This is a genomic window from Streptococcus oralis (genome assembly GCF_026782345.1).
GTDB lineage: Bacteria > Bacillota > Bacilli > Lactobacillales > Streptococcaceae > Streptococcus > Streptococcus oralis_CK.
This window is the reverse complement of record NZ_JAKUWI010000009.1, coordinates 1-1,693: the sequence shown is the minus strand read 5'-3', so window position 1 is coordinate 1,693 and position 1,693 is coordinate 1. Positions and strand designations below refer to the sequence as shown.

1 protein-coding gene is annotated in these 1,693 nt (G+C 39.9%); it reads left to right on the top strand.

Going from position 1 to position 1,693, the window contains the following annotated elements; genetic code table 11:
- A partial coding sequence (locus MK405_RS09455; protein WP_268704892.1) for an SspB-related isopeptide-forming adhesin occupies window positions 1-1,693 on the top strand: 1,693 nt, incomplete at both ends.

Below are 1,693 nucleotides of genomic sequence, written 5' to 3'. Positions count from 1 at the left end.
CCAAGCTACGAAAATGAGCCAACACCACCAGTTAAGACTCCAGATCAACCAGAGCCATCAAAACCAGAAGAGCCAAATTATGATCCATTGCCAACTCCGCCGGTAGCACCAACTCCTAAGCAGTTGCCAACACCACCAGCGGTGCCAACAGTTCACTTCCATTACAATCGTCTATTTGCACAACCTCAGATTAATAAAGAAATTAAAAACGAGGATGGAGTAGATATCGATCGTACTCTAGTTGCTAAGCAGTCTGTAGTGAAGTTTGAGTTGAAAACAGAAGCGTTGACAGCTGGTCGTCCAAAAACAACTTCATTTGTATTGGTAGATCCACTTCCAACTGGCTATCAGTTTGATTTGGAAGCAACCAAGGCTGCAAGCAAAGGGTTTGAAACAAGCTATGACAAAGCTAGTCACACTGTAACCTTTAAGGCGACTGACGAGACATTGGCAACATACAATGCTGATTTAACTAAACCTGTTGAAACTCTTTATCCAACGGTTGTTGGTCGTGTCTTGAATGATGGGGCAACTTATACAAATAACTTTACATTGACAGTTAACGATGCCTACGGTGTCAAGTCAAATATTGTTCGTGTAACGACTCCAGGTAAACCAAATGATCCTGACAATCCAAATAACAACTACATCAAGCCTTTGAAAGTTAACAAGAACAAGCAAGGTGTGAATATTGATGGCAAAGAAGTTCTAGCTGGTTCAACGAACTACTATGAACTCACATGGGATTTGGACCAATACAAGGGAGATAAATCTTCTAAAGAAGCAATTCAAAATGGTTTCTACTATGTGGATGATTATCCAGAAGAAGCCTTAACCCTTCATCCAGAATTGGTTAAGATTCGTGATCTAGAGGGCAATCTTGTACCAGGTATCAGTGTTCAACAATATGATAGTTTAGAAGCTGCTCCTAAGAAGATTCAAGAGCTGTTGAAGAAAGCAAACATCACTGTTAAAGGTGCTTTCCAACTCTTCTCAGCTGATAATCCAGCCGAATTCTACAAGAACTATGTAGCAGCAGGAAAATCATTGCTCATCACAGATCCGATGACAGTTAAACCTGAATTTGGTCAAACGGGTGGTAAGTATGAAAACAAAGCCTACCAAATTGATTTTGGAAATGGCTATGCTACAGAAGTAGTTGTCAACAATGTACCGAAAATCACACCTAAAAAAGATGTGACAATCAGTATGGATCCAAGCAGTGACAATATTGATGGCCAAACAATTCCATTGAACCAGTACTTCAATTATCGTTTAATCGGTGGTTTGATTCCACAAAATCATTCTGAGGACTTGAATGACTATAGTTTTGTAGATGATTATGACCAAAAAGGTGATCAATACACTGGAAACTATAAAGTTCTTGCCAAGGTTGATATCCGATTGAAAGACGGTCGTGTTATCAAGGCAGGGACAGACTTAACCGCTGAAACACAGGTTGAACATGACCAAGATAAGGGAATGATTACCATTCGCTTCAAGGAAGAATTCCTTCAAGAGATTCAGTTGGATTCTCCATTCCAGGCTGAGACTTATATTCAAATGAAACGAATTGCTGTCGGAACTTTTGAAAATACCTATGTAAATACTGTGAACAAAGTTGCTTACGCTTCAAACACAGTTCGTACTACAACGCCAGAACCTAAGAAACCAGAGGAGCCAACAACTCCTA